At 64.0% G+C, this 21,364-nt stretch carries 22 protein-coding genes and 1 tRNA gene; 8 read left to right on the top strand and 15 right to left on the bottom strand.

Annotation, left to right across the window (positions count from 1 at the left end; all coding sequences use genetic code 11):
• The first annotated feature begins 3 nt into the window (after nt 1-3).
• Together cobT and LB554_RS06360 are read left to right on the top strand one after the other, a co-directional pair.
• Nucleotides 4-1,014 carry a nicotinate-nucleotide--dimethylbenzimidazole phosphoribosyltransferase gene (gene cobT / locus LB554_RS06365; RefSeq protein WP_224583620.1) on the top strand — a complete coding sequence of 337 codons (1,011 nt, stop codon included), beginning with the start codon at nt 4-6 and terminating at the stop codon, nt 1,012-1,014.
• A gap of 90 nt (nt 1,015-1,104) precedes the next feature.
• Nucleotides 1,105-1,503 carry a hypothetical protein gene (locus LB554_RS06360; protein ID WP_224583618.1) on the top strand — a complete coding sequence of 133 codons (399 nt, stop codon included), beginning with the start codon at nt 1,105-1,107 and terminating at the stop codon, nt 1,501-1,503.
• Between the two features lie 72 nt (nt 1,504-1,575).
• Here LB554_RS06360 and LB554_RS06355 read toward each other — a convergent pair.
• A tRNA-Lys gene (locus LB554_RS06355) sits at nt 1,576-1,651 on the bottom strand.
• Between the two features lie 106 nt (nt 1,652-1,757).
• Nucleotides 1,758-2,666, bottom strand: coding sequence for a PhzF family phenazine biosynthesis protein (locus tag LB554_RS06350; RefSeq protein WP_224583617.1), 909 nt, complete (start codon nt 2,664-2,666; stop codon nt 1,758-1,760).
• A gap of 100 nt (nt 2,667-2,766) precedes the next feature.
• On the opposite strand from LB554_RS06350, the gene LB554_RS06345 reads away from it, so the two are divergent.
• From LB554_RS06345 to LB554_RS06335, 3 genes are read left to right on the top strand one after another with little or no spacing between them, the layout of a single operon-like run.
• A complete protein-coding gene (locus LB554_RS06345) occupies nt 2,767-4,053 on the top strand; it encodes an efflux RND transporter periplasmic adaptor subunit (RefSeq protein WP_224583615.1) in 1,287 nt (428 codons plus the stop codon).
• A gap of 4 nt (nt 4,054-4,057) precedes the next feature.
• A complete protein-coding gene (locus tag LB554_RS06340) occupies nt 4,058-4,765 on the top strand; it encodes an ABC transporter ATP-binding protein (protein ID WP_015317319.1) in 708 nt (235 codons plus the stop codon).
• Complete coding sequence (locus LB554_RS06335) at nt 4,762-5,979, top strand: ABC transporter permease (RefSeq protein WP_224583613.1); 1,218 nt, start codon at nt 4,762-4,764, stop codon at nt 5,977-5,979. The genes LB554_RS06340 and LB554_RS06335 overlap by 4 nt, the downstream gene beginning before the upstream one ends.
• 63 nt (nt 5,980-6,042) lie before the next feature.
• Here the strand turns inward: LB554_RS06335 and LB554_RS06330 are convergent, their stop codons facing one another.
• From LB554_RS06330 to LB554_RS06315, 4 genes are all read right to left on the bottom strand, one after another.
• The gene (locus LB554_RS06330; protein ID WP_224583611.1) at nt 6,043-6,468 is read right to left on the bottom strand and encodes a type II toxin-antitoxin system VapC family toxin; all 426 of its coding nucleotides are present in this window, start codon (nt 6,466-6,468) and stop codon (nt 6,043-6,045) included.
• A complete protein-coding gene (locus tag LB554_RS06325; RefSeq protein ID WP_224583609.1) occupies nt 6,465-6,719 on the bottom strand; it encodes a FitA-like ribbon-helix-helix domain-containing protein in 255 nt (84 codons plus the stop codon). The genes LB554_RS06330 and LB554_RS06325 overlap by 4 nt, the downstream gene beginning before the upstream one ends.
• A gap of 81 nt (nt 6,720-6,800) precedes the next feature.
• On the bottom strand, nt 6,801-7,517 hold the full coding sequence (locus LB554_RS06320; protein WP_224583607.1) for a hypothetical protein: 717 nt from the start codon (nt 7,515-7,517) through the stop codon (nt 6,801-6,803).
• A 6-nt stretch (nt 7,518-7,523) separates the two neighbouring features.
• Nucleotides 7,524-8,636: an endonuclease/exonuclease/phosphatase family protein gene (locus tag LB554_RS06315; protein ID WP_015317313.1), complete on the bottom strand. Its 1,113-nt coding sequence runs from the start codon at nt 8,634-8,636 to the stop codon at nt 7,524-7,526.
• 189 nt (nt 8,637-8,825) lie between these two features.
• Between LB554_RS06315 and LB554_RS06310 the strand changes: the two genes are divergently transcribed.
• Nucleotides 8,826-9,407, top strand: coding sequence for a BA14K family protein (locus LB554_RS06310; protein WP_140724080.1), 582 nt, complete (start codon nt 8,826-8,828; stop codon nt 9,405-9,407).
• 79 nt (nt 9,408-9,486) lie between these two features.
• Here LB554_RS06310 and ilvC read toward each other — a convergent pair whose 3' ends face one another.
• From ilvC to LB554_RS06295, 3 genes are all read right to left on the bottom strand, one after another.
• The gene (gene ilvC / locus LB554_RS06305) at nt 9,487-10,506 is read right to left on the bottom strand and encodes a ketol-acid reductoisomerase (RefSeq protein WP_140788742.1); all 1,020 of its coding nucleotides are present in this window, start codon (nt 10,504-10,506) and stop codon (nt 9,487-9,489) included.
• A 26-nt stretch (nt 10,507-10,532) separates the two neighbouring features.
• Nucleotides 10,533-11,186, bottom strand: a complete 654-nt coding sequence (locus LB554_RS06300) for a TetR/AcrR family transcriptional regulator (RefSeq protein ID WP_224583605.1) — start codon at nt 11,184-11,186, stop codon at nt 10,533-10,535.
• Between the two features lie 148 nt (nt 11,187-11,334).
• The gene (locus LB554_RS06295) at nt 11,335-11,793 is read right to left on the bottom strand and encodes a MarR family winged helix-turn-helix transcriptional regulator (RefSeq protein WP_140822154.1); all 459 of its coding nucleotides are present in this window, start codon (nt 11,791-11,793) and stop codon (nt 11,335-11,337) included.
• 100 nt (nt 11,794-11,893) lie between these two features.
• On the opposite strand from LB554_RS06295, the gene LB554_RS06290 reads away from it, so the two are divergent.
• Complete coding sequence (locus tag LB554_RS06290; protein ID WP_140615768.1) at nt 11,894-12,631, top strand: glutathione S-transferase family protein; 738 nt, start codon at nt 11,894-11,896, stop codon at nt 12,629-12,631.
• Here LB554_RS06290 and LB554_RS06285 read toward each other — a convergent pair.
• Entirely contained in the window at nt 12,579-13,844 is a 1,266-nt protein-coding gene (locus LB554_RS06285; protein WP_224583683.1) for an FAD-dependent oxidoreductase, read from the bottom strand. The two genes, LB554_RS06290 and LB554_RS06285, sit on opposite strands and share 53 nt — an antisense overlap.
• A gap of 52 nt (nt 13,845-13,896) precedes the next feature.
• Nucleotides 13,897-14,307 carry a winged helix-turn-helix transcriptional regulator gene (locus LB554_RS06280; RefSeq protein WP_224583603.1) on the bottom strand — a complete coding sequence of 137 codons (411 nt, stop codon included), beginning with the start codon at nt 14,305-14,307 and terminating at the stop codon, nt 13,897-13,899.
• A 135-nt stretch (nt 14,308-14,442) separates the two neighbouring features.
• Between LB554_RS06280 and LB554_RS06275 the strand changes: the two genes are divergently transcribed.
• Entirely contained in the window at nt 14,443-15,333 is an 891-nt protein-coding gene (locus tag LB554_RS06275; RefSeq protein ID WP_224583601.1) for an SDR family oxidoreductase, read from the top strand.
• Nucleotides 15,334-15,367: 34 nt separating this feature from the next.
• On the opposite strand, the gene LB554_RS06270 is transcribed toward LB554_RS06275, so the two are convergent.
• The 4 genes from LB554_RS06270 to LB554_RS06255 form a co-directional block, all read right to left on the bottom strand.
• Entirely contained in the window at nt 15,368-16,408 is a 1,041-nt protein-coding gene (locus LB554_RS06270; RefSeq protein ID WP_224583599.1) for an SDR family oxidoreductase, read from the bottom strand.
• A 36-nt stretch (nt 16,409-16,444) separates the two neighbouring features.
• The gene (locus tag LB554_RS06265; protein WP_224583597.1) at nt 16,445-18,364 is read right to left on the bottom strand and encodes a potassium transporter Kup; all 1,920 of its coding nucleotides are present in this window, start codon (nt 18,362-18,364) and stop codon (nt 16,445-16,447) included.
• Nucleotides 18,365-18,556: 192 nt separating this feature from the next.
• A complete protein-coding gene (locus LB554_RS06260; RefSeq protein ID WP_015317303.1) occupies nt 18,557-20,470 on the bottom strand; it encodes a potassium transporter Kup in 1,914 nt (637 codons plus the stop codon).
• Nucleotides 20,471-20,566: 96 nt separating this feature from the next.
• Nucleotides 20,567-21,307, bottom strand: a complete 741-nt coding sequence (locus LB554_RS06255; RefSeq protein WP_015317302.1) for a pyridoxine 5'-phosphate synthase — start codon at nt 21,305-21,307, stop codon at nt 20,567-20,569.
• Nucleotides 21,308-21,364: the final 57 nt, after the last annotated feature.

Raw genomic sequence — 21,364 nt, 5'->3', positions numbered from 1 at the left:
CCCATGCCCTTCAAATCCCTCGATGAACTGCGCGCCGCCTGCCTCGACCTGCCTGCCGGCAGCGAAGTGGCCGCCAGTGCCGTCGCTCGCCGCCAGGACACGCTGACCAAGCCGCAAGGCAGCCTCGGCAAACTCGAAGCGATCGCCGCCTGGCTGGCGCGCTGGCAAGGCCGCGACATGCCAAGGCTCGACCGCGTGAAAGTCTTCGTCTTCGCCGGCAACCACGGCGTCACCGCGCAGGGCGTGTCGGCCTATCCCTCCGAAGTCACCGTGCAGATGGTGGCGAATTTTGCCGGCGGCGGTGCCGCCATCAACCAGCTCGCCCGCATCGCCGGCGCGGAACTCGACGTCATCCCGCTTGATCTCGACCATCCCACCGGTGACTTCACGCAAGTGCCGGCAATGGATGAGAAGGCCTTCCTCGCCGCTGTCTCGGCGGGCTATGACGCCGTGACGAAAGACCTCGACCTGGTCTGCTTTGGCGAAATGGGCATCGGCAACACCACGCCCGCCGCCGCCATTTCGGCTGCCTTGTTCGGCGGCGGCGCCGAAAAATGGACCGGGCGCGGCACCGGCGTCGACGACGCCGGCCTGAAGCGCAAGGTGGTCGCCATCGAAGCCGGCCTGAAGCGCCACGCCGCGGCCCTCGCCGATCCGCTGGGCATCGCTGCCGCGCTCGGCGGGCGCGAACTCGCCGCCATCTTCGGCGCCACGCTCGCCGCCCGCCATCTCGGCATACCCGTGCTGCTCGACGGCTTCGTCTGCACCGCCGCCGCCGCGCCATTGGCGAAGCTGCACCCGACCGGCCTTGCCCATACGATCGCCGCCCACGTCTCAGCCGAATCGGGTCACCGCGGCCTCCTCGAAGCGCTCGCCCTGCCGCCGCTGCTCGATCTCGGCATGCGGCTCGGCGAAGGCTCCGGCGCGTGTCTGGCCGTCAACATCGTCCGCTCGGCGCTGGAGTGCCATGCGACGATGGCAAGCTTTGCCGAGGCTCGGGTTTCGGAGAAATAATCCGTCAAACTTTTAACGTGATTGAGCCAAAATAATAACGTCGTTTTGATTGTTACGTGAGATCAGTAGATCTCATGTGGAGATCAGGCGATGTATTTGAAGGCGATACCTGTCATTGCACTGCTTCTTGGCACTGCTGCGCCAGCTTTTTCGCAGTATGTCGATGAGAACGGCCGCTTCCGGCACGCGGGCGACGATGGGCTGGCCAAGGTCCAGTCCAGCCTGACCATGACCCTTCCGGTCAAGGACGAAGAGGATGTCGCCACACAGCAGCAAACCGCGCTGCGTTCGTTCTACAAGGTCGCTGCCGCCAGTTGCGCCATGGTGCTCGATACCGTCGCCGACACGTGCGAGGTAACCAGCGTGACCACGAACGTCAACGCCAGGGATCGCAGCATGGGAGGCGCTGCGGGATCGCAGATGACGGTGACCGGGCAGATCGCCATGAAGGTCAAGTTCAAGGCCAGTATTGGCAAACCGGCGCAGTGAACGGCCATTGCGGTACGAGACGCTCCAAACGCGTCCCGTCTCTAGGTCTATCCACCAAGTCTTCTAGGAATTTGGTGGGTGCGCACAGGATTGAACTGTGGACCCGCTGATTAAGAGTCAGCTGCTCTACCAACTGAGCTACGCACCCACTCGGCCGGCAAAAACCGGCGTTGGCGGGCATATAGCCGCCGATACCGGTCCTGTCCAGCCCTGCTGGAATCATTTCCCGACAAATCGACCGGGGCTCTCTCCAATCAGGCGAAAAGCTTGCCTTCCGCCACCTTGATCGCATGCCCGCCAATGCGCGCGGACGCCAGTTTTCCGCCTTGCACGGTCAGTTCGAGGCGGATGCGCGACGGTCGGCCCATCTCCAGTCCCTGTTCGATCCATAGCTGCGAAACCCCGTCCGTCGGGCCGTCGAAATGCATGATGGCGCCGGCGAAGGCCGCCGCCGCCGAACCGGTCGCTGGGTCCTCATAGGAAGGCGTGCCGGGAACGATCATGCGGACATGGAACGCGCTTTCGTGGTTCACCGTTTCGCGGCAATAGACGTACGGGCTGGCGAAGGCCCATTCGCTCTTGCGCGGCGCCAGTTCCGACCACGCCTGATTGTCCAGCCGGATGCGGCCCGCCGCTTCGAGATTGGCGATAGGAATGGTCACATAGGGCACGCCCGCCGACCAGAAGGCGATGCGGTGATTCTCGAAGCCGATCTCGTGCGGCGCCAGGCCAAGGGCAGCGCCGATCGCCTCCGGATCGGCATCCAGCTTCAGCGGCTCCGGCAATTTCGCCAGGTCGAACTCGGCGAAGGTGGCGCCATCGTGCGTGCTGACCGCGCAACGCACCGGGCCGATGTTCTCTTCAAGCACGAAGATGCCGGCGCCGCCCTCGCCCGCCAGTTCGGCCAGCGCGATGGCCGAGCCCACCGTCGGATGGCCGGCGAATGGCATTTCATAGTCGGGCGTGAAGATGCGGATGCGGTTGCGGTGCTTGGGATTGTCCGGCGGCAACACGAAAACCGATTCGGACAGGTTGAACTCGCGCGCGATGGCCTGCATCGCTGCCGTGTCCAGACCTTTGCAATCCAACACCACGGCCAGCGGGTTGCCGGCCAGTCGCTCTGTCGTAAACACATCGTAAAGCAAGTAATTCCGGGTTTGCATCCTGCCTCAATCCCAACATGGGCGAAATTTAATTTGATATTCGAACCGGTAAGCCTGATCTGTGCACAGACAGGGACATTACGCATCATAGGGGTCCGACGTGGACCAGATTGTCAATCTGCCAAAGACGGAATCGGATTCCGCCATCGAGACGGCGCTTGGGCTCGACCAGACCGGTCGGCGCAGGACGCGCCGGCGTGGCTGGCTCTATGCGTTGCTGACCCTCATCGTGCTTGCCGCCGGCCTTGGCCTCTATCAATGGTATGCGGGCACGCCGACCAGGATTGACTACACCACGGTGCCGGCCGCCAAGGCCGACCTCACCGTCCAGGTGTCGGCGACAGGCACGCTGCAGCCGCTCACCCAGGTCGACATATCAAGCCAGCTCTCAGGCATCATACGCTCGGTCGCGGTCAACGAGAACCAGCAGGTGAAGAAGGGTGACGTGCTGGCGGCCCTCGACACCGCCAAGCTGCAGGTCCAGATCGAACGCGCCGAAGCGTCCGCCAAGGGAGCGGCCGCCAATGTGGAGGACGCCAGGGTGACGCTCGCCGAGAACGAGAGCGCGCTTGTCCGCGCCGCGGCCCTGACCAAGCGTGGCATGGCAACCGACCAGTCGCTCGAGGCGGCGACCGCGACGCGCGACCGTTCCAAGGCGGCACTCGATAGCGCCGAGGCCAATCTCGCCATCGCCAATGCCGATCTCAAGTCGCAGCAGACCGACCTTGCCAACAGCACCATCTTCGCGCCGATCGACGGCATCGTGCTGACGCGTTCAGTCGACCCCGGCCAGACGGTCGCTTCCTCGCTGCAGGCGCCGGTGCTGTTCATCATCGCCGCCGATTTGAGGAACATGGAACTGGTGGCGGCGGTCGACGAAGCCGATATCGGCGCGGTCAAGTCGGGCCAGCATTCCCGCTTCACCGTCGACGCCTTCCCGGAGCGGCCGTTCGACGCCAAAATCCGCGACATCTCCTATGCCTCGGTCACGACGGACGGCGTCGTCACCTACAATGCGCGGCTCGAAGTCGACAACAACGAGTTGCTGCTGCGGCCCGGCATGACCGCCACCGTTTCTGTGGTCACGAGGGAAGCCAAGGACGTGCTCACCGTGCCCTCTTCCGCTTTCCGCTATCGCCCGGCGCAGCAAGCGGCGCGCGGCTGGAGCCTGAGCGACCTGTTCACCGGCCGCATGGGCCGCGGCAATCGCCAGCGCCCGGCGGCGAAGGCCCCGACCGATGGTTCCCGCACGCTCTATGTGCTGGAGAACGGCCGCCCGCGTCCGGTCAACGTCAAGATCGGTTCGACCGATGGCGAACTGACCGAGATCACCTCCGGCCTGGAGGAAGGCGCTCAGATCATCACCGCTTCGCAGTCGCGGAGCTGAGGCAGTGGCCGCGGGCGCCCCCCTCATCACCTTCGACAAGGTCTGGAAGAGCTACGGCCAGGGCGAAGCCAAGGTGCATGCGCTGGCCGGAGTCGATCTTGCCATCCGGCGCGGTGAATTCGTCGCCATCATGGGCCCATCGGGCTCCGGCAAGTCGACGGCGATGAACATCATCGGTTGCCTCGACACGCCGACGGCCGGAACCTATTCCTTCATGGGCGTCGATGCCGGCCGGCTCGACCGCAACCGCCGCGCCATGCTGCGCAACCTCTATGTCGGCTTCGTCTTCCAGGGCTACAATCTCTTGGCCCGCACCACCGCGGCCGAAAATGTCGAGCTGCCGCTGATCTATCGCGGCGTCGCCGCCCGCGAGCGCCGCGACCTTGCCATGCAGGCGCTAGCCGAGGTCGGCCTTGTCGGTCGCGAGCATCACACGCCGGCCGAACTCTCCGGCGGCCAGCAGCAGCGCGTGGCGATCGCACGCGCCATCGTCACCAGGCCGACGCTGCTCGTCGCCGACGAGCCGACCGGCAATCTCGACACCGCACGCACGCATGAGATCATGGAGCTGCTGACGCGTCTGAACAAAGAGCTTGGCCTGACCGTCACCATGGTCACCCACGAAGCCGATGTCGCCGAATATGCCGAGCGTACCATCCGCTTCCTCGACGGCCATGTCGCCTCCGACACCATGAATATGGAGATGGCATGATCTGGGAAACCGTCCGCCTCTCGCTGCGCTCGATCCGCCGCAACGTGCTGCGCTCGTTCCTGACCTTGCTCGGCATCGTCATCGGCGTTGCCGCCGTCATTGCCATGCTGACCATCGGCTCCGGCACCACGCAAAAGGTCAAGTCCGACATTTCCAAGCTCGGCAGCAATCTGCTGGTCGTCCGAGCCGGGCGCCCGGCCGGCCCCGGCGGTCCGGGCGGGCTCGACCAGGCGGTGCGGCCGCTGGCGGAAAAGGATCTGGCGGCGCTGGTTGCGCATCTCACCGGCGCGCGCGCCATCTCGCCGGCCGCGCAGAAGCAGGTGCGCGTCATCTTCGGCACCGAGAGCCTGACCTCTGGCGTCACCGGCACCGACAGCGCCTATCTCGACGCACGCGACTGGAAGCTGGTGTCCGGCCGGCCGTTCAGCGATTCCGAAACTCGCTCCGGCACCGGTGTGTGCCTGATCGGCGAGACGGTGCGCCAGCAATTCTTCGGCGCCGGCGATCCCGAGGGCGAGATCATCCGCGTCAACCGCACCTCCTGCAGGATCATCGGCCTGCTCGAGCCGAAAGGCTACACCGGCTTCGGCCAGGACCAGGACAATGTCGTGCTGATGCCGCTCGCCGCCTATCAACGCCGCATCGCCGGCAATCGCGACATCGACAACATCTACATCGCCGCCGACGACCGCACGCCGACCACCGAGTTGCAGCCGCGCGTCGAGGACATTTTGCGCGATGCGCGCCGCATTACGCCCGACCGCGAGAGCGATTTCGGCATCCGCGACATGACCCAGATCGCCGACGCCATGGCCAGCGCCACCACGACGATGACCGGCATGCTGGGCGCGGTCGCCGGTGTCAGCCTGCTGGTCGGCGGCATCGGCATCATGAACATCATGCTGGTGTCGGTCACCGAACGCACGCGCGAGATCGGCATCAGGCTCGCCATCGGCGCGCATGAAAAGCACATCCTCATCCAGTTCCTGGTCGAGGCGACCGTGCTGTCGCTGCTTGGCGGCATCATCGGCATCCTGATTGGGCTGGCGCTGGCCGGCCTTGCCTCGGTGACGCTGACCATACCTTTCGCGCCAAGCCCGGCCGTCATTCTGCTTGCCGTCGGCTTCTCCGCGCTGATCGGCATGGTGTTCGGCTTCTTCCCGGCGCTGCGCGGCGCCAGGCTCGATCCGATCGACGCCTTGCGTCACGAATAGCATGGCCGCGCCGGCGGGCTTGTCCTATCCCTTGCTCGCCTATGGCTTGGTAGGGAACGCCGGTTATACCGCTGCTTCCCACGGATTGACGGTACTCAGTCCGGCGGCCGCGAATGGGCTGGTGTCGCGGGTGGCGACCGTGAGGCCGTGTACCGCGGCCGTGGCCGCGATATAGCCGTCGGCGTTGCCGATCGCCTTGCCTGCGGCTCTCGCCTGCACCATGAGGTTAGCATAGGCGCGCGACGCGTCGAGGTCGAACGGCAGAATGCGGTCAGCGAACAGCGGCAACGCGTCCTGATCGAGACGGTCATGGAGGATCGTGCGACGCTTGCCGGCAGGCATGGCCGCGATCCCGAAACGCAGCTCAGCCACGGTGACGGCCGATAAATACAGGGTTTCGGCGGCCTGGGCGTCGATCCACGCGATGACGCGAGGATCGGGTGCAGGTCTCCACGGCTCGGAAATGACATGGATGTCGATGAGGATCATTCGAACCGCACCGGCTCGCCCGGTGTTTTGTCGCGGAGCTGCTGCAAGGCATCGACATCCCCATGCGACAATCCGGCCTCGCGGCCAATGGCGGCGAGCAGCGAGCCGAGCTTGATCCGATTGGCCGGCCGCACGGCCGTTTCCAGGATCTCACGCATTTCGGCCTCAGTGCTGCGGCCATGATGCGCTGCTCGCACCTTCAAGGCGCGGAGCGTTTCCTCTGGCAAATTGCGGATCGTGACGGCGCTCATCGATATCATTCCAATCCACAATGATGTCATTGCTATCAGTATGGAAAATCTGCTATCAGATACAACTGGTACGCACCGATATTAGTCTGCGCGCGCGAAATGCCACTCGATCAGCGGCTTCATGTGCGGCGACAGGCCGTCCGGCAGGTCGCCGGCATGGCGGATGATCACCGGCCCCTCGATCTCCGGGTCGGCTTCGGTGGCGACGAAGGCCAAGATTTGGCGCGCGATCTCATTGGCGGGCGCGTCGACGTGATAGCGGCGGAAGATGACGGTGCCGCTTGCCGTCGACAGGGCGTGCCAGCGCACACCACGCCTGGCGTTCGACAGGTCGATGCCGGTCTCCTCGCGCACCTCGCGCATCATGTTGAAATCGACATCGACGAGACCGTCGCGGAAATCGATCGGCTCGAACGAACCGGCGGCGAAATAGACCCGGCCGGCACTGACGGTTCGCGGTCCCATGCGGATCGCCACCAGAGCGTTGTCCCCGGCCACCAGCACGGCATGGGCATAGGCGTGTTCGGCGCCGGAATTCTCGCGCCGCTTCCGCCACAGCATGAAGGTCGAGTAATTGACCGCATGGCAGCGGCCGATAAGGCTGCGGTCGCGATAGGCAAGCTCGGAAAGCAGCACCACAATGCCGTCGAACAGCGCCGGATTGGCCTCGATCTCGCCCCGCCAGTTCTCGGCAATCACCGCGGCATTCTCCACCGCGAAGGGATGCGGGCCGGGATCGAGACGGACATCGATGGCATCGACCGGCAGGATGACATTGCGCGGAAGATCAAAACTCATGTCGGCTCAGGCCATGTCCAGCGTGATCGCCACCGGGCAATGGTCCGAGGCCTTTGGCCGGTCCCAGCCGGCGCGCGGGAAGCGCTCGACTTCCTGGCCCGCGGGAAAGATCGTGCGCCAGGGCTGGCCATTGCGGATGATGTCGGGAACTGCGGTGGCGTTCTTCGCCGCCAGCCCCTTCGACAGCAGGATATAGTCGAGCTGGCACAGATGCCGCTCTTGCGGCCCGCGTGTGTGATAGAAGGTCCAGCGGTTCATTTCCGGCCGCCGCTCGACCACATTTTCACAGAAGCCGCCCGCCGTCAGCACATTGATGCAGGACAGGTTCTCGTCGACCACCTCGAAACGGTAGCCGTCGACCTCATCGCCGGCGATCTTCACCCGCTGGCGGTAATCGTTCATGTCGCCGCAGATCGCCCAGCGCTTGTCGGCCGCGTGCTCCGCCCCGAAACGCTCCTCGATGATGCGCCGCACGGCCTGCGCCTCCGCGATGCGCACCGGCATTGTCGCCTCGCGTCCGTCGAGCCCGTTGCGGGGCGAGCCCATGGACTTGAAGTGCACGAGATAAAGCGTCATCGGCGCGCCGCCCACCTTGATGTCGACCTCCAGGCAGTCGCGCCGGAAGATGCGTTCATTGGGCTGGTTGCCGAGGGCCGCCAGCTCGGGCGTATGCAACCCGAACTGCTCGTAGGTGACATAGGCGTGGCTGGTCATGCGCACGAATTCGATCGGCTGTCCCTGCGCGGTCTCGTTGCGCATCATCACCGCGACATCGATGCCGCGCGAATCATTGCCCGACGTGGTGTATTTCTGGCGGTAGCCCTGCCCCACCATCTTGAACAGATAGCCGTACTCGAAGGCCTTCAAGGCCTCGATGTTGTCGACCTCCTGCATGCAGATGATGTCGGCACGAGCGGCTGCAATCGCCAACGCCGTCAGTTGGCGCGTGTCGTCGGATTGCGCGATGGCGCGCGCCTGTTCCAGCATCTTGTATTCGGCCTCGCTCTGGATATCGAAGAGCGCCAGCGTGCGATCCTCGTTGAGCTGGTTGCGAAAGCCGGAAAAATCGAACCTGTTCATCAGGTTCTCGACATTGAAGGTGGCAAGGCGCAGCGACATGCGCTGACCTTTGCCTGCAAGAGCGGCGGAAAACAAGATCGCAGGACCACAAGCGGGGATCCCTTGGTCCCGGTGGCTTTCGCGCCATGGTTGACGGAACCTTTCCGTTCATCCGCCGTTCAGACGCAAAGGTCCACGGTAAGCCCATTCCCAGGGTAGGCGTGGGGCCTGTTCTCTTGGAGAAGTGCAATGAACGCGCTCTTTTCTTCCACTGTCAAATCCGGGCTGATAGCGCTCGGTATTGTCTCCGGCATCACGGCGCCATCCGCTGCCGCGCCGATTCTGCAGCCGGATGTGTCGATCCCGGCCAGCACCGCCGCCCCGACGGTCATCCCGGTCCGCGAGGGCTGGGCTGGCGGAAACAACGGCGGCGATTGGAGATGGCGCCGGTCAGGCAATTGGAACGGCCGCCACTGGAATGGCGGAGGCAACTGGAGCGGCCGCCACTGGAACGGTGGCGGCAACTGGAACCGCGGCGACAACTGGCGCTGGCGCCACGGCCGTCATTATTATCGTGGCGGACGCTACTACGATGATGGCGCTGCCGCGGTCCTCGGTCTCGGCCTGGGGCTCGGCCTCGGCAGCATGTACAACAACTACAACAACTACGATTACTATGCGCCGGCGCCGCGCCGCTATTATCGCGCCGGCCGGCTGTCGAACGCGCATGTGCAATGGTGCTACAACCGCTACCGCTCGTATCGCGCCTACGACAACACGTTCCAACCCTATAATGGCCCGCGCCAGCAATGCTGGTCGCCCTATAGTTGAGTTGCCTGCGGCTGATACCAGAAATGAAAACGGCGCCACGTGGCGCCGTTTTCGTTATTGATCGCGAAGCGTGGTTCGCTCAGTTCTTGGCCTTGTCGACCAGCTTGTTCTTGGAAATCCACGGCATCATGGCGCGCAGCTTGGCGCCGACTTCCTCGATCTGGTGGCCGTCGTTGTTGCGGCGGATGCCCTTGAAGCGGGACATGCCGGCGCGGTATTCCTGCATCCATTCCGAGGTGAACTTTCCAGTCTGGATGTCCTTCAGCACGCGCTTCATCTCGGCCTTGGTCTCGGCGGTGATGATGCGCGGACCCGAGACATATTCGCCCCACTCGGCGGTGTTCGAGATCGAGTAGTTCATGTTGGCGATGCCGCCTTCATAGATCAGGTCGACGATCAGCTTGACCTCGTGCAGGCACTCGAAATAGGCCATTTCCGGCGCATAGCCGGCTTCCACCAGCGTCTCGAAGCCGGCGCGGATCAGTTCGACCAGGCCGCCGCACAGCACGACCTGCTCGCCGAACAGGTCGGTCTCGCATTCCTCGCGGAAATTGGTCTCGATGATGCCCGAACGGCCGCCGCCAACGCCGCAGGCGTAGGAAAGCGCGAGATCGAGCGCGTTGCCCGAGGCGTCCTGGTTGACGGCGACCAGGCACGGCACGCCGCCGCCCTTCTGGTATTCGCCGCGCACCGTGTGGCCCGGGCCCTTTGGCGCGATCATGACGACGTCGACGGTCGACTTCGGCTCGATGAGGCCGAAATGCACGTTGAGGCCGTGCGCGAAAGCGATCGCGGCGCCGTCGCGGATGTTCGGCGCGATTTCGTTCTTGTAGATGTCGGCCTGCAATTCGTCGGGCGTCGCCATCATCATCAGGTCGGCCCATTTGGCGGCATCGGCGACGCTCATCACCTTGAGCCCGTCGGCCTCGACCTTCTTGGCGGTCGCCGAGCCGGCCTTGAGACCGATCGCGATCTCCTTGGCGCCGGAATCCTTGAGGTTGAGCGCATGCGCCCTGCCCTGGCTGCCATAGCCAATGATGGCGACCTTCTTGCCCTTGATCAGGTTCAGATCGGCATCACGATCGTAATAGACACGCATTTTGTCTTCCTTCCCGTTTTTGAAGATCAGAGGCCTTGCGGCCCGTTTTTTGCTCCGAAAAGAGCGAGAAACTGCTGCGTCGCGCGGACGGCATCGCCGCCGATCGTCGCTTCAGTCAATTCCAGCCGGTCGCCGAGCAGCAGGCGGATCTGCACGTCCCGGCCAACCAGCCCGAAAAAGGTACGGAACGCCGTCTCGGCATCCGTAAATTCAAGGAGCCCGGCCTGCCGGCCGGCTTCCAGCACGGGCTTCAGCCGCTTGGCCAGCGCAAAGCGCCCATTCTCCAGCACGACGGCGCCGAGATTGTCCTTCCCCGAACCGGCATGGCCGACCGCCACCCTATTGAGGGCGATCGACGTATCGCTGGAGATCACCTTCAACCAGTCGGAGGCAAAGCGCTCCAGGCTCGCCGTGAGCGAGGCAAGGTCAAGCCCCTTGCCGTCGACCGAAGCCACCCGCACTTTCGAGGCCTGCCACTGCACGGTCGCCGTCAAGAGTCCGTCGCGATCGCCGAACCATTTGTAGAGTGTTTCCTTCGAGCAGCTCGCGCGACGCGCCACGGCGGTCATGGTCAGATGATCGCCCTCCTCGACCAGCAGCCGCAAAGCCGCGTCCAGGACGGCCTGCTGCCGCTCCGTCAGCGCCTCGCTGTTGTCGATGTCGGGCACGCTGTGCAACACGCTCTTCCCTCGGAAGGACAAGGCAGGGCGTGAATTCGACCTGCCGTACCGTACGTTACGGTTCGGCATATTGCGCAATCCGGTGAGCGGCGCAAGGGCAAAGGAGAAAAAATCCGCTTATGTCCGCGCAGCCGCGCAATCCGTGTGCTCAGTCCGCGGTAGGCGGATGACGCAGGCGGCCCAGCAGCGCCGAGACCGTGCTCAGCTCATCCGACGACAGCTTCGCGCCAACCAACTCCTCGATCGACCTGCCATAGATCGCCCACATGCGGCGGCGCGTCTCCCGTCCCTTGGGCGTGACGCGGATGGTCTGGCCGCGGCCATCATCGGCCACCGGCAGTTTCTCGACCAGCCCGTCGGCCTCGAGCCGAGCCAATAGACGCGAGATGTTGTACTGCGCGAACAGGGTGCGTTCGATCAGTTGAAACGGCCGCAACCCACCCTCGCCCGCCTCGGCAAGCTCGTGCAGCACATCGTACCAGGCGAGCGGCGGCAGGCCGCCCTCCTTCAGCGCGTCTTCGGCCCGTTCCATCAGTTGGCGCGAAACCCGCATCAGGCGGGCCCAGGCCTTGATGGCTTCAGGCGAAGGCTTGGCTTTTTCGGTCATGGCCCACCCTAGGCGATAGATGCAGATGCATCAAGCTTGACGTTCAATGCACATGCATCTACATAAATGCAATTGCATCGATATCGAAAGGCACATTCCTATGAAACCCGCCGACACTCTTGTTCTCGTCAGCCATCCGCTCTGCCCCTATGTCCAGCGCGCCGCGATTTCGCTGGCCGAGAAAGGCGTGCCGTTCGAGCGGATCGACATCGACCTTGCCGACAAACCGGACTGGTTCAAGGCGATCTCGCCGCTCGGCAAGGTGCCATTGCTGTGCGTACGGCAAAATGGCGACGAGACGATAATCTTCGAATCCGCGGTCATCCTCGAATTCCTCGAGGAAACGCAGGCCAATCCCCTCCATCCCGCCGACCCCTATGCACGCGCCCGGCACCGTGCCTGGATCGAGTATGGCTCAGCCATCCTCAACACCATCGGCCGGTTCTATTCAGCGCCGAGCGAGGCCGGCTTCCTCGCCGAAGCCAGCGCGCTATCGGCGATGTTCGACCGTGTTGAGGCTGAACTGCCGGGCGGCGCCGGGCGGAGCGGGCCATGGTTCGCTGGCAGCCGCTTTTCCCTCGTCGATGCCGTTTACGGTCCGGTCTTCCGCTACCTCGACGCCTTCGATCGGATCGGCGATTTCGGTATTCTTGACGGCAAGCCGCTTGTCCAGGCTTGGCGCAGTGCGTTGAGTGACCGTCCGTCGATCAGGCAGGCCGTGGCGCCGGACTATCCGCAGCGCCTGCATGCCTTCCTGCGGGCGAAGGGATCATTTCTATCAAGCCTCATTCGGCAAGGCGATCCGGCCATAGCGCTTCGGCAAGCCCAGCCCGCCTGAACGGATCGATCACCGTGCCGGCGACCATGGAGGCCAGGAACCGCGGCGCCGGCGGGATCTTGGCGATCGTCGCCACCAGCCTGTCGCGGATGAAGGGCAGCGCCACCGAATCCGACTGGTAGAAGGGCGTGAACGCCAGCGACAGTGCCTGAAAGACCCTGACATGCCGGCGCCGCGCTCGCGCATAGACTTCCAGCGCTGTCTCCACGCCGTCCGCTCGCGCCAGCGCATAGCTAAGTGCCGCGGCGTCGAGTAGCGCCATGTTGGCGCCCTGGCCAAGCTGCGGGCTGGTCGAATGGGCGGCGTCGCCGATCACGGCCAGCCGCCGGCAAACCGGAAACTTCATCGTGTGATGGCCGTAGCGGGCCAGCGAGAGCTGGTCGAAACTGTCGATCTGGCTGGTGAACGCCTCGGCCTGCGGCCACAGCCGCACCACCCGCTCCTTCCAGGCATCGATGCCGAAGCTGCGGACTATATCGGCATCCGCCGGTTTCAGGCTCCAGAAGAAGGCCGCCATCCTTTCGGCGCCCGGCTCGGGCCGCCCGATCGGCAGCACGCCGATCATCACGCTGGCCTTGTCGTAGCGCTGCAGAAGCGCGTGCTCGTCAAAGCCCTCGCCGCGCCAGCCGAGCGATGCCCAGAACGCGCCATAGGTGAGTGGCCGTGGCGCTTCGGCACTACCGGCGCACCGCCGCAGCTTCGAGCGCGCGCCGCTGGCGTCGACAATTAGATCGAACGGCCCTTCCCTTCGGCCATGACCTCGGATCAGCGTGACCCGCTCGCCGGTCTCCAGGGCCTCGATTTCGACGCCGGTCTCGATGGGGATCGCCTCGCGCCGGGCAGCGCGAAAGAGTACGCCGAACAGGGCGGCCCTGTGTACCGCCAGGCCGAAACGGTTGCCGCGCTGGGCATCGTAGCGGACATCGAGCACGGTGCGGCCGCTCGACGCATCGACGCCATGCAGCCGGTCGATCCTGCTGCCCAGCGCCATGATGTCGTCGAGCAGGCCGAGATCGGCGAGCACCGTCAGCCCAGTCGGCTGCAGGATCAGCCCGGAGCCGACCGGCCTCGGTTCCTCGAAGCGCTCGAAGATGGTGACGCGGTGGCCGGCGCGCTTGAGATAAAGCGCCGCGGCGAGCCCGGCCGGACCAGCGCCGGCGATTGCGATACCGTAGGAAATGCCGCTGCCCCCAAGCCGATTGGCCGGGACAATCCTTCAGCCGCCGGACGAAATCAAGTCGCGACGCCGAGCGCTAGCCTGCTGGTCAAGCTTGCGTCGAATCGAAGGCAGTCCGCGCGCCGCGCACTGCGTCGTGGTTGTTTTCGGCCCACTGCAGCAGATACTGCAAAGCGTCGAACATCGATCGCCCAAGGTCGGTCAGGCTGTATTCGACACTGGGCGGCTTGGTCGGAAACACCTCGCGGCGCACATAGCCGTCGCGCTGCAGATCGTAGAGCGTCTGGGTCAACATGCGCTGCGAGATATCGGGAACCAGCCGCCGCAGCTCGCCGAAGCGATAAGGCTGCTCGGCCAGCGCCGTTGTCAGCAGCGAACTCCATTTGCCATTGAGTCCCTGGATGACGTCGCGGACCGGGCAATCGGCAATGTTTCCGCCGTCGGTCATCGCTTTGTAGACTTCGAGTTTGGATTTCAGATTGACGGTCCGGCTGTCCATGGCTGGTTCCCTGCGCGTGCCTACCTCCCCAAAAACTGCCTTCTTTACCGCACCGGGTCAATTCCTATTTTAGTGCTGGTCTCTTTTTGAGACCACCACCCGAACCGCCCTTCCGGCGCAATGTCAGGATCCCCCATGACCGCAACTCTTCTCGTCACCGGCGCGTCCGGCCAGCTCGGCCGCAGCGTCATCAACCATCTGCTGGACACGTTCGAGGTGCCGGCGGCCCGGATCATCGCCACAACCCGCACGCCCGCCAATCTTGCCGACCTGTCGGCGCGCGGCGTCACAGTTCGCGAGGCTGATTTCGACGATCGGGCCTCGCTTGCCCAAGCCTTCGCGGGCGCCGACCGGGCGCTCATCATTTCGACCAACGAGCTGGCGATCCAGGGAAAGCGGCGCGAGCAGCAGCTTGCCGCCGTCGCGGCGGCCAGGCAGGCTGGCGTTGGCCACCTGCTTTACACCTCGTTGCCCAACACCGAACCCGGTTCCGCCGTGCTCTTTGCCCCCGATCACTACGACACCGAGCAGGCGATCAAGGCCAGCGGCATTCCCTACACGATCTTCCGCAACGGCTGGTACGACGAGAACCTGTTCATGGCGATGCCGCAAATCCTCGCATCGGGCCAATGGTATACGTCGGCGGCCGACGGCGCGATTTCCTATGGCGCGCGTGACGACCTTGCCGCGGCCATAGCCGCGGGGCTGGCTTCGGATAACACCGAAAGCACGACTTACACGCTGACTGGCCCCAAGGCCTATACTTCAGCCGAAGTCGCCGTGCTCGTCACCGAAGTCACAGGCAAGCCGATCCAGATCGTCCAGCTCTCCGATGAAGCGCTGACCGAAGGCATGAAGGCAGCCGGGCTTCCAGAGCCGATCGCCAGGCTCCTGGTGTCCTTCGACGCCGCCACGCGCGCCGGCGACCTTGGCATGGTAACGGATTCGGTCGAGACACTTTCCGGTCGGAAATCGGTACCGCTGAAGCAGTTCCTCGAGGCCAACAAGGCCGCACTGGCGGGTTGATGTCAGCGCGGCGGGAAGTCTTTCTCCCGCCGCGCTATTTCGGGGTCTTGACCAGCCCGAGCCGGACCAGGCTTTCGGCGGTGGCGGCCAGCGCGTCCTCGCGCGAGCGCGGCGCCCAGCCGAGCATGCGCACCGCCTTGGCGTTGGTGGCGTTCTTGACCTTGCCGAGTTCCGTCACGAGTTGCGCGGCTTCCGCGTTGAACAGCCCCACCACCCGCACCAACCAATCGGAAAGCTCCCGTGTCGTGACCCGCGAGGCGGCCGCGCCGAGCCGCGTTTTCACCGTCTGGGCGATCTCCCGCACGGTCATGAAATCGCCGGCAACAGCCAGGAAGCGCTCGCCACTGGCGGCGGGATTGGTCATTGCGCGCACATGCAGGTCCGCCACGTCGCGCGCGTCGACCACGCCGAACGACAGGCGCGGCAACCCAGGCATCGCACCGTTCATCATGCGCTGAACAAATTCGGTGGAGGTCGAATGGTCGGACCCGAGCACCGGTCCGAAAATGCCGACCGGATTGACGACGGCCAACTCCAGCTTGCCACCCTCGGCGGCGATGAAATCCCAGGCCGCGCGCTCGGCGAGCGTCTTCGATTTCACATAGGCGCTGACCTTGGCCGTCGGATCGGTCCAACTCTCCTCGGTGAAAGGCCGGCCGCCGGGCGGCATCTTGCCATAGCCGATGGCGGCGAAGGACGAGGTCAGCACGACGCGTTTGACGCCAGCGTCTCGCGCCGCCCTGAGCACGCGCAACGCGCCTTCGCGAGCCGGGATGATCAGGTCATCCTCATGCTTCGGCGCGCCGGGCGGAAATGGTGACGCGACATGCAGGACATAGTCGCAGCCGGCGACAGCGTCGGGCCAGCCGGCATCGCTCATGAGGTCGGCGATGGCAAAGGAAAGCCTGTCGCCCGGCTCGCCGCCGCCGGCCTCGAGCATGGCGATAACGTCGGCTTCACGCCTGGCGGAGCGCACCGTCGTGCGCACGCGATAGCCCGCCTTCAACAGGGCAAGAATACAGTGCGCGCCGAGGAAACCCGATCCGCCGGTGACAAGCACCAATTCGCCGCCCATGGCCACCTCCCCGTCAGGCCGAGGCGATCGACCTCGTCAGATCGCCACCTGCGTGCCGATTTCTACCACACGCCCGGTCGGGATCTGGAAATATTCGGTCGCGTCGGCCGCCGTGCGCGCCAGGCCGATGAACAGCCTGTCCTGCCACACCGGCATGCCTGAATTGGGCGAGGCTTTCAGCGACCGCCGCGACAGGAAGAACGACGTCGTCATGATGTCGAATTTCCAGCCCTGCTTGCGGCAGATCGCCAGCGCGCGCGGGATGTTGGGCTGTTCCATGTAGCCGAAGGTCAGCGTCACCCGCATGAACAACTCGTTGACCGTCTCCATCTTGACGCGTTCGCTGTCGGGCACGACGGGCTGCGGCGCGGTCACCACCGAAAGGATGACGTTCTGCTCGTGCAGCACCTTGTAGTGCTTGAGGCTGTGCATCAGGGCGGTCGGCGCGCTCAAGGGATCGCTGGTCAGGAACACCGCGGTGCCGGACACCAGCTGCGGCTTCTTCTTCAGCAGATTGCCGGCGAGGAAATCGAGCGGGATTTCGTTGCGGCGGGTCTTGTCGAAGAGATAGCGGCTGCCACGCACCCAGGTCCACATGCCCAGCACGATGGTGAAGGCCACCACCAGCGACGCCCAGCCGCCTTCGAACACCTTGACGATGTTGGAGGCGAAGAAGCCGACATCGATGAAAGCGAACAGCACGGTCAGCGGGACCGCCACCGACAGCTTCCACTTCCAGATACGGGTCATAACCACATAAAGCAGCACCGTCGTCACCAGCATGTTGCCGGTCACCGAGATGCCGTAGGCGGAGGCCAGCTTGCTGGACTCGCCGAAGCCGACCACCAGCATCATCACCACCAGCGCCAGCAGCAGGTTGACGCGCGGCATGTAGATCTGGCCGGACTGCTTTTCCGACGTGTGCAGGATTTGGAGCCTGGGCAGCATGTTGAGCTGCACCGCCTGGCGGGTCAGCGAAAAAGCCCCTGAAATAACCGCCTGGCTGGCAATGACCGTCGCCGCCGTCGCCAGCACCACCATCGGGATCAGCGCCCACCCCTCGTTCATTTCGAAGAACGGATGGCCGACCACGCCGTTCTTCGCCAGCACGAAGGCGCCCTGCCCGGCATAATTCAACAGCAGGCAGGGGAACACGATCGAAAGCCAGGCGAGCACGATGGGTTTGCGGCCGAAATGGCCGAGATCGGCGTAAAGCGCCTCCGCGCCGGTGACGGCAAGGAAGATGGCGCCGATGGTGACGAAAGCCACATCGGGCGAATGGATCAGGAAGGCGACGATATAGTGCGGGCTGACCGCCCACAGGATCTCCGGATCGGCGATGATGTGCTTGAGACCGGAAAGGCCGATGGCCAGGAACCAGATCGCTGTCACCGGGCCGAAGACCAGCCCGACGCCACCGGTGCCGAAACGCTGAACCGCGAACACCATGGCGAGGATGACCAGCGTCAGTGGCACGACGTAAGGTTGGAAGGTGGGGGTGACGACATTCATGCCCTCGACCGCCGACAGCACCGAAATCGCCGGCGTGATGACGGCGTCGCCGAAAAACAGCGAAGCGCCGACGATGCCGATGCCGAGCATCAGCGCCGAGCGTTTCGGAAAACTGCCGCGCGCCAGCGCCATCAGCGACAGCACGCCGCCCTCGCCGCGATTGTCGGCACGCAGCACGAACATGATGTATTTGATGGTGACGATGATCGTCAGCGACCAGATGATCAGCGACAAAACGCCAAGAATGTCGCCACGGTCGGCAACTTGCCCGCCCGACGACGCGACCAGCGCCTCGCGGAACGCATAGATCGGGCTGGTGCCGATATCGCCATAGACCACGCCGAGCGCGCCCAGCATCAACACCTTGGTGCTGTGCTGTTCGATTTCGGGATGGCTCGATTGGTCGACGGGTTCTGCCTCATTACCAGCACTGGCAAGGGCCATGTACGACACTCCGATAAACGCGCGGTGCTCTACGCTTGCTGCACTGCAATATCAAGTGCCGTAACGTTATGGCACTCATGTTGGCAGCGCGCGGCTTCTTGTGGGCGACTTCGAGCGAATGCCGGTCAATGCGGCATTCGCGGGCTCATGTCCGGACCCATGGCAAAACCTGCGGGCCGGCGAGCACGTCTGTTAAATGGCGACCTGCGTGCCGATTTCAACGACGCGGCCGGTCGGGATCTGGAAATACTCCGTCGCGTCGGCCGCCGAGCGCGCCAGTCCGATGAACAGCCGGTCCTGCCACACCGGCATGCCTGAATTGGGCGAGGCTTTCAGCGACCGCCGCGACAGGAAGAACGACGTCGTCATGATGTCGAATTTCCAGCCCTGCTTGCGGCAGATCGCCAGCGCGCGCGGGATGTTGGGCTGTTCCATGTAGCCGAAGGTCAGCGTCACCCGCATGAACAACTCGTTGACCGTCTCCATCTTGACGCGTTCGCTGTCGGGCACGACGGGCTGCGGCGCGGTCACCACCGAAAGGATGACGTTCTGCTCGTGCAGCACCTTGTAGTGCTTGAGGCTGTGCATCAGGGCGGTCGGCGCGCTCAAGGGATCGCTGGTCAGGAACACCGCGGTGCCGGACACCAGCTGCGGCTTCTTCTTCAGCAGATTGCCGGCGAGGAAATCGAGCGGGATTTCGTTGCGGCGGGTCTTGTCGAAGAGATAGCGGGTGCCGCGTATCCACGTCCACATGATCAGTCCCATCAGGCAGGCAACGGTGATCGAGACCCAGCCGCCTTCCACGATCTTCACGACATTGGCCAGGAAGAAGCCGCTGTCGATGACGCCGAACAGCAAGGTCAGCGCCAGGGCGAGCGCCAGCTTCCATTTCCACATCTTGCGCATCACCACGAACAGCAGGATCGTCGTCATCAGCATTTCGCCGGTCACCGAGATGCCGTAGGCGGACGCCAGCGAACTCGAACTGCCGAAACCGACCACCAGCAGCATCACACCCATTGCTATGAGCAGGTTGACGCGCGGCATGTAGATCTGCCCGGACTGCATTTCCGAGGTATGCTGCACCTCGATGCGCGGCAGAAGATTGAGCTGCACCGCCTGGCGGGTCAGCGAAAAAGCTCCTGAAATGACCGCCTGGCTGGCAATGACCGTCGCGGCCGTTGCAAGTCCCACCATCGGCATCAGTGCCCAGTCAGGCAGCATCTGGAAGAACGGATTGGTCGGTTTTCCGTCATTGGCGAGCACAAAGGCGCCCTGCCCGAAATAGTTGAGCAGCAGGCAGGGGAAAACCACGGAAAACCATGCCAGCACGATCGGCTTGCGTCCGAAATGGCCGAGATCGACATAAAGCGCCTCAGCCCCGGTTACCGCCAGGAACACGGCGCCGACGGTGACAAAGGCGGCGGTCGGTGTGCTGGCCAGATAAATGACCGCGTAATAGGGATTGATGGCAAGCAGGATCGATGGATCGTCCATCAAGTGATAGATGCCGGCAACGCCGATGGCCAGGAACCACAGCGCCGTCACCGGCCCGAACACCGCCGCCACCTTTCCCGTGCCGAAGCGTTGCACGGAGAACAGGATGGCAAGGATGACCAGCGTGATCGGCACGACATAGGCGTCGAGCGTTGGGGTGACCACGGTGAGGCCTTCGACCGCCGACAGCACCGAGATGGCCGGCGTTATGATCGAATCGCCGAAAAACAGCGCCGCGCCGCAAAGACCGATCACCAGAATCAGTCGAGCGCCTTTGGGATAGGCGCTGCGTGCCAATGACATCAGCGACAGCGTGCCGCCTTCGCCCTTGTTGTCGGCACGAAGCACGAAGGCAACGTATTTGACGGTCACGATGATCGTCAGCGCCCAGACGATCAGCGACAGCACGCCAAGCACGTGAACGCGCGTATCGATGCCGGGCGAAGCGTGAAGCGCCTCGCGAAAGGCGTAGATCGGACTTGTGCCTATGTCGCCATAGACAACGCCGAGTGCGCCCAGCATGAGAACCTTGGTGCTGTGCTGCTCGACCCCGGCATGGCTCGATTGCTCGACGGTTTCAGCTTCGCTCCCGCTATTGGCAAGGGCCATCGACCACTCTCCGATAAGCGCGCGGTGCTTTATGCATGCTGCGATACGATATCAAATGCACGCGATGGCTGCCATACCAATACGAAGCATTGCCCCCTACCAACCGCAGGCCCTGAGGAACCGGCCCACTGTGCCGGCCATGCCATACTCCAACGCGTCGGCTGTCAACCCATGTCCGATCGACACTTCGGCCAATGCCGGAATGCGCCTGGCCAGCGCGGGCAGATTGGCCACCGTCAGATCGTGCCCGGCATTGACCTGGAGACCGGCGGCAAATGCCGCGTCAGCGGTTTCGCCCAATCTTTCCAGTTCTTTGGCCGCCTTACCTGAATCGGAATGGTAGCTGCCATAAGGACCGGTATAGAGTTCGATACGATCGGCGCCCGTGTCGCGCGCGGCCGCCATGCCGGCGGGGTCGGCATCGGAAAACAGCGAGACCCTGAAACCACCCTTCTTCAGGCGTCTGACGATCGGCGTCAGCAACGCCGCATCGGTGACGAAGTTCCAGCCATGGTCGGAGGTTGCCTGGGAGGGATCGTCGGGCACAAGCGTCACCTGTTCGGGCTGATGCTTCTCCACCAGCGCCAGGAAATCCTCGCTTGGGTAGCCCTCGATGTTGAATTCCGCCTGCGGGAACTCGTCGTCGATCAGCGCCCTGATCTCGGGCAGGTCGGAATGCCTTGTGTGACGTTCGTCGGGGCGCGGATGCACCGTCAGCCCATGCGCTCCGGCGGCAAGGGCGAGGCGTCCGACAGCGATCACATTGGGCCACGGCAGGTCGCGCCGGTTGCGCAGCATGGCGATGGCGTTGAGGTTGACGGAAAGCTTGGCTGGCATGGTTTGGCGTCCGTGAAACAGGCGATCGAGGCGCGCCACGCTCATTCGTTCCGGCAC

It is taken from the genome of Mesorhizobium sp. CO1-1-11 (assembly GCF_020164995.1).
Lineage (GTDB): Bacteria > Pseudomonadota > Alphaproteobacteria > Rhizobiales > Rhizobiaceae > Mesorhizobium > Mesorhizobium australicum.
The sequence above is the reverse complement of the archived record's forward strand: the minus strand, read 5'-3'. Positions and strand labels throughout refer to the sequence as shown.